Origin of the sequence: Parvibacter caecicola, from assembly GCF_003725335.1 — a bacterium.
Taxonomy (GTDB): Bacteria; Actinomycetota; Coriobacteriia; order Coriobacteriales; family Eggerthellaceae; genus Parvibacter; species Parvibacter caecicola.
Genome location: NZ_QIBY01000033.1, coordinates 1 through 5,576 on the forward strand (window position 1 = coordinate 1; position 5,576 = coordinate 5,576).

General features: G+C 66.0%; 5 protein-coding genes. All 5 read right to left on the reverse strand.

What is annotated here, in order from left to right:
* Window positions 1-604, reverse strand: a 604-nt coding sequence (locus DMP11_RS09950; protein WP_148041133.1) for a TSUP family transporter, incomplete at its 3' end; no start/stop codon positions are given.
* A 21-nt stretch (window positions 605-625) separates the two neighbouring features.
* Window positions 626-2,002 (reverse strand): glycosyltransferase family protein, encoded by a 1,377-nt coding sequence (locus DMP11_RS09955; RefSeq protein ID WP_123186333.1) that lies wholly within the window; start codon window positions 2,000-2,002, stop codon window positions 626-628.
* A 117-nt stretch (window positions 2,003-2,119) separates the two neighbouring features.
* Window positions 2,120-3,121 carry a ribosome small subunit-dependent GTPase A gene (gene rsgA, locus DMP11_RS09960; protein ID WP_214647087.1) on the reverse strand — a complete coding sequence of 334 codons (1,002 nt, stop codon included), beginning with the start codon at window positions 3,119-3,121 and terminating at the stop codon, window positions 2,120-2,122.
* Window positions 3,121-3,918: a hypothetical protein gene (locus DMP11_RS09965; protein ID WP_161555366.1), complete on the reverse strand. Its 798-nt coding sequence runs from the start codon at window positions 3,916-3,918 to the stop codon at window positions 3,121-3,123. The genes rsgA and DMP11_RS09965 overlap by 1 nt, the downstream gene beginning before the upstream one ends.
* On the reverse strand, window positions 3,915-5,438 hold the full coding sequence (locus tag DMP11_RS09975) for a TrkH family potassium uptake protein (RefSeq protein WP_123186337.1): 1,524 nt from the start codon (window positions 5,436-5,438) through the stop codon (window positions 3,915-3,917). The genes DMP11_RS09965 and DMP11_RS09975 overlap by 4 nt, the downstream gene beginning before the upstream one ends.
* Window positions 5,439-5,576: the final 138 nt, after the last annotated feature.

The following is a 5,576-nucleotide window of genomic DNA, read 5'->3' on the forward strand; positions in this document are numbered from 1 at the left end:
GTGCAGCCGCGGCATCAGTGCCAGCAGCTTCTTCGCCAGCCGAAATCGTCACGGCAGCGGCCGCACGCGAAGCTGCGCCGGCGTCGCTTGCCGCGGCCATCGCGACAGCAGCCGAAGGCCCCTTGCCCGCCGCGGCCCCCGCGGGCCCGTCGCCCGCCGCGGCCCCGACGCTTCCCTTCCGGCTTTCCCAGAACTCGCGCATGCGGCGCTTCAGCAGGCCCTTCTCCATGGGGGGCAGGGCCAGCCCCTTGCGCACCATGGTGATGGCGGAATAGGCGATGATGGCCGCGGCCGCCACCATGATGGCCCATTCCGGCGAAAGAGTGGCCAGGTAAACCCCCACCGGCGACGTGAGCGCACCGCCCAGGCCCGCCGCCAGCCCCAGCCAGGGAACGCAGGTGCGGTTGCGCAGGTGGGACACCGCGCCGGAGACGGAGGTGAACACGATGGCCAGCATCGAGGTGGCGGTGCAGGCGATGGCCGGCAGCCCGTAGGCCAGCTTGAACAGGGGCACGAACAGAGTGCCGCCGCCCACGCCCAGAAGCCCCGACAGCAGGCCCACCAGAAGGCCTACCGCCAGGGATGCCGCTATCAGCCCCATCATCTCCATTATCTGGCGCCGCCGCTAGTCTTCGAAGTCGCTGAGATTCAGGCGAATCTCGGTGGTGGCGCCGGGGTCGATGCCAGCACCGCGCGGAGCCACGGGCATGGGGCGCTCGGCCGCCGCAGGTTGCGGCGCTGCGGCCATCACGTCGGCCCCGGGCGCCATCCGCGCCCCCTGGGGCGCCGCCGCCATGGGCGCGTCGTGGGCCACCAGGGCGCTGTTCACCAGGGCGCGGGCCAGCATTTGGTCGCCTTCCACCCGGGCAATCAGCTCGGGCCAGGTGTATTGGAAGCTGAAGTACTTGGCGCAGTTGCGCTCGGCGAACACCTGCGCCTCCTTCCGCGCGGCCTTGGCGGCGCGGCGGTAAGCCTTCTTGTCGTCGCGGGCAAAGCTGCGCAGAAGCGCCGTGAGGGCGATGCGCCGCGCCAGCCCCGGCTCCAAAAACGGCCCCGGGTACGGCTCCAGCGATTCCGCCTTCACCTGCTGCAAATCGATGAGCGCCCGGCTGTACTCCAGCTTGCGGTACTCGTAAATCCAGCGGAAGATATCCTGGCGGAAGCGGTCGCCCTCGCTGGCCGACTCCGGCGGCAGATGGCGCAGCTTCCACTTGTTGTCGAACCAGATGTCGCTGCCGTACATGCGCAGGTTGAGCATGTAGTCCAAATCTTCGCCGCGGGAAATCCACGGGTCGAAGGCCAGGCGCCGGAACGCCTCTTTGTGCACCGCCAGGCAGCCGCCGCACACGTGGTTCGAGCGGGACAGCCGCGGCCCCTTCATGGCGGTGGTGATCCACTGGTTGAACGCGGCCCCCTGCTGCCAGAAGCGGTTGTACCAGACATCCTCCCATTTCGAGAGGTAAGAGCCCTGGTCGTTGATGTAGTAGCCGGTCTTCGCCAAAATAGGGATGCCCTTGCGGGTGAGTTTGCCCAGGCCGTACATGGCCTCGTGCAGGAAGCGGGGGTCGTCGATCACTTCATCATCGTCGATAAACACCGCGGCGTCGAACCCCAACGCGCTGGCCACCACCAGCCCCACGTTGCGGGTGGCGCCGTAACCGGAAAGGCCAATCTCGAAGTCCAGCTTCCCCACGTTCAGCTGCTCCATGCGCTGGCGAATGAGGGCCAGGACGTCCTGCCCCACCACCATCACGTTCAGCTGCGGATGGGCCTCGGCAATGGCACGCACCTTCTCTTCCGCCTGACGCGCGATGGCGGCCTCGGCGGACACCAGCACCACCACAAGCCCCAGGTCCTGCACCTTTTCCAGCGACTCCAGGCAACGGCCCAGCTCGCCCGGCTCGTTCAAGGGGGTTGCGTGATCGTACGTGGCAACCGCATTGCTGCCGGGCCGATGCCGCCGCCCGGTGTGGAACGTCGGGATGATGACGACTGGATTCATGCGATTCCTTTCCCTGGACCTTCATGCGAAAGCGGCCACGCGCCAAGCAACGGCCGCGTTAAGTTGATTAACTGGATTATTTTACCCGTTTTGCTGAAGCCTCGCTTAAACGGCCCGTTATCGCCGGGCGCGGGATTTGCTTTTTTTCGGACGCTTGGCGATTTTGGGCTGCTCTTTCTGCATCCAGCGGGCCTCCTCACGCCGCTGTTTCAGGGTGCGGGTTTCCTGCACCAGCGTTTGGTACGAAGCGAAGCGCTGCGGCGACAGCTCCCCTGTTTCCACAGCGGCCCGCACAGCGCAACCCGGCTCTTGCTGGTGGCGGCAGTCGCGGAACCGGCACTGCTCGGCCAGGGCGGCAATGTCGGCGAAGGCGGCGTCCAGCCCCCCTTCCGCTTCCCACAGCCCCAAGCCCCGCACGCCGGGCATGTCCACCACCCGCGCGCCATTGGGAAGGGGGATTATCTCGCGGCTCACCGTGGTGTGGCGCCCCTTGCCGTCCCCCTCGCGCACCGTTTGGGTTTGCTGCACCTGGCTGCCGACCAGCAGGTTCACCAGGCTGGACTTCCCCACCCCGGAGCGGCCGATGAGCACCGTCATGGTGCCGGGGGACAGGCGCGCCCGCACCGCCTCCACGCTGACGGGGTTTGCGGCGCTCATCACCAGCACCGGCACATCGGGGCCTGCCAGCGCCCGCACCTGCCGCTCCACTTCGGCGGCTTGCTGCTCGTCGGCAGCCAGGTCGGCCTTGGTCAGCACCACCGCCACGGCCGCGCCGGTTTCAAAGGCCAGCACCAGCTCGCGCTCAAGGCGGCGCAGGTTCACGTCGTTGATGGGCTGGGCCACGATTACTTGATCGAAATTGGCGGCCAGCACCTGGGGAAGGGCCCGCTCGGTGGGGTCTTTGCGAGTGAAGGTGCACCGGCGCGGCAGAATTTCCTCGATGATGGCCTTGTCGTGCTCTTCCGGCACCTGCACCAGCACCTCATCGCCGATGACCGCCCGCTCCTGGGCGCCCTTTACCAAAGCGATGGCATGCTCGGCTCGCAGCAGCGCGCCGTCCTCCAGGCGCACCAGCGGGTACCCGCGATCCAGCTTCACCACCTCGCCGCGCACTGTCACTAGCGTTGCCCCTCCTGCAGCCGGCGGAACACCAGCAGCAGCGCCCCGGCCACCACAAACAGCACAACACCAGGCAGGAACTGCTTCCATTCCAGATGATCAGGGGCCACCGAGCCGCGGGCCACCACCGTCACGCTTTCGGCGTGGAGGTCGGTCAGGCCATCGTGCTGGGGGCATGATAGGTGAAATTGGCCGCGCACCTGCAGTTTCGTGCCCTGCACGCCGTAACGGCCCAAGTTGTCGATGAGATCGGATTGGGTGCGGGTCATCAGCACCGATATCTGCGGGTAGTCGTTGTCCACCTTTTCCTGCAGCATCACCCAGGCGTAGCTGGGGCCGTCCACGGCGGCCAGGATGTCGCCGATGGCCTCGCCCACCACCTGCACCGTTTGGTTGTTCATGTAGGGGTCGGCGTTGGCCAGCTCGGCGATGGAGGTGTCGTAGAGAAACGAACTATCGGGCATCTGCTGCGGATTCACCCGGTTCTTGGGGTCGATTTCCGGCTCGGGCTCTGCGGCCTCGTCGTCGGCAGTGCCGTCCGCGGCGTCGCCGTCGGCTTCACCGTCCGCCCCTTCGCCGCCCTCCGGGGTTGCCGACACATCGGCGCTCTCCGCGCCGGCGCCTTCCGCAGCCTCGCCTTCCGCAGCCGCCCCTTCGCCGGAAACCGCCGCCGACGGCGCCCCTTCCGCCTCCACGGCGGCAGCGCCATCGTCCGGCACGGCGAAGGCCACAGCCAGCCCCGACCAGCTCAGCGCCATGGCGCACACCGCAGTTGTCAGCCACTTCGCCATTCTCATGAGCGCATCCCCAACCTGTTGCGCGGCATCACCGACGCAATCACTTCAACCAGCAGTGCCAACAGCGTGACAAACTCCAGGCGGCCCGCCCACATTTGCAGCATGTAGAACAGCTCCAGCGAAACCGGCATGCCCGGCGTTACCAGGCCGGCCACGATGCCGCCGTTGGAGGTCATGGCCACCGATTCGAAGATGGCCTCGTTGGCCTCGTAGCCGTGGGCGATGCCCACCAGGGTGCCCATCACGTAAATCACCACGTACAAAATGAACACGGTCATGGCGGTTTTCACGGTGCTGGGGGCCAGCACGCGCCGCCCCAGATGGTTGTACGACACCACCACGCGGGCGCTTTCCGGCGCCAGCGCTTCCTTCACCGTGGAAACCACCGACTTGAAGATGACCCCCAACCGCATGAATTTGATGCCGCCAGAGGTGGAGTCGGTGGCGCCGCCCACAGACATCAGCAGCGCCAGGCTGAGGAACGCGCCCGAAGACAGCACCGTGCTCAGCTGGTTGCTGGTGATTACCTGGAAGCCAGTGGTGGTGAACGACGACACCACCATGAACAGGCCGCGCCGCAGCAGCGTGGGCAGGTCGGACGCCAACTGCGTGGCCGCCAGCGACGCCGTGAACACCACGGTCATGGCGCCGATCCACAGGAACATGGTGCGGGTTTCGATGTCATGGAAGAAGGGCATGATGCGACCGCGCCACAGTTCGCTGTGCAAAACGAAGCTGATGGAACCCATGATCATGAGCACCATGAGGATGAACTCCAGCGGCGCGCAGTGGTAATAGAGCACCGATTGCGCCATGGGGGCGAAACCACCGGTAACGAAACCTGAGACGGAAAGCCAGAAAGCCTGGATCCAGGCGCGGGCCGGCTCCATGCCAATCACCAGCAGGGCGATGGCGATCAGCATCGTGGCGGCCGCCACCACAGTGAGGGTGATGCGCAGGATGAACCGCGCCGTTTGCACCACGTTGGGCACCACGTGCTCGCTGCGGGCTTCGGAGTTATACAGCGAAGCGCTGGACTGCCGCCCCAGAAGGCCCACGGTGAGGGCCACCACAATAAGCCCCAACCCGCCCAGGAAGTGCATGATGAAACGAAACATGTTATCGGCATTGGACAGGTGGTCCATGTCGGTGAGCACCGACGCACCGGTGGTGGTGAGGCCAGACACGGCCTCGAACAGGGCATCGCTGTAGGTGAGGAAATGCCCGGATTGGTACAGGGGGATGGAAGCGAAAAACGCCAGCACCAGCCACGCGGTGCCAGTGATGGCCAGCGCCTGACGGCGGTTGAGGCGGCCGGATTCCACCCGCAAAAAGCGCAGGGCCGCGCCGATGGCCATAACCAGGCCGGCCGAGAAAAAGTAACGGGCCGCCGGCTGCCATTCCTGATAGCACACCGCCGTGGCAAACGGCACCAGCATCAGCAGGCCGAAGAACAGGGAGAGCGTGCCCAAGTAGTGGCCGATAACCCGCAGGTCGAACAAGGTGAAGCGCTGCCACATGGGCTACCACCGAGCCCTTGCGGAGATGCGGGCGGCGGGGGTTGTGGGCGAGGTGTGAAATGCGTTGGCCCGGCAATGTACTAAAATGCCAGCATGCGAAAGCTGAAGGCGAACATATTTGAACGGAGCGAAGGGCCG

Coding starts and splice junctions, on each gene's coding strand:
- DMP11_RS09955 (WP_123186333.1), bottom strand. CDS start 2,002: ATGAATCCAGTCGTCATCATCCCGACGTTCCACACCGGGCGGCGGCAT.
- DMP11_RS09965 (WP_161555366.1), bottom strand. CDS start 3,918: ATGAGAATGGCGAAGTGGCTGACAACTGCGGTGTGCGCCATGGCGCTG.
- DMP11_RS09975 (WP_123186337.1), bottom strand. CDS start 5,438: ATGTGGCAGCGCTTCACCTTGTTCGACCTGCGGGTTATCGGCCACTAC.